This window comes from Seonamhaeicola marinus, assembly GCF_008085455.1.
Genome location: NZ_VSDQ01000113.1, coordinates 1 through 535 on the forward strand (window position 1 = coordinate 1; position 535 = coordinate 535).

Consider the following 535-nt stretch of genomic DNA (forward strand, 5'->3'; position numbering starts at 1 on the left):
TTTGGGTTTTTAGGATTGAATTGTTTAACAATTTTAGCCCATAGCATACGTGCGGCACGCATTTTGGCAATTTCCATAAAATGGTTCATGCCTATGGCCCAAAAAAATGATAAACGTGGTGCAAAGGTATCAATATCCATACCTGCTTCAAGGCCTTTTCTTATGTATTCTAAACCATCGGCTAGTGTGTAAGCTAGCTCAATATCGCAAGTGGCACCTGCTTCTTGCATGTGGTAGCCAGAAATACTAATGCTATTGAATCTAGGCATGTTTTTACTTGTAAATTCAAAAATATCAGATATTATTTTCATTGAAGGCGAAGGTGGGTAAATGTATGTATTACGCACCATGAATTCTTTTAATATATCATTTTGAATGGTGCCCGATAGTAATTCTGGTTTTACACCTTGTTCTTGTGCAGCAACAATGTAAAATGCCATAATAGGTAAAACCGCGCCATTCATGGTCATTGAAACCGACATTTTATCTAAAGGAATTTGGTTGAAAAGTACCTTCATGTCTTCAACCGAATCTA

At 36.6% G+C, this 535-nt stretch carries 1 protein-coding gene; it reads right to left on the reverse strand.

Annotation, left to right across the window (positions count from 1 at the left end):
• Window positions 1–535 (reverse strand): methylmalonyl-CoA mutase family protein (locus FUA24_RS01005; protein WP_246146918.1); only part of this gene is annotated, 535 nt, incomplete at both ends.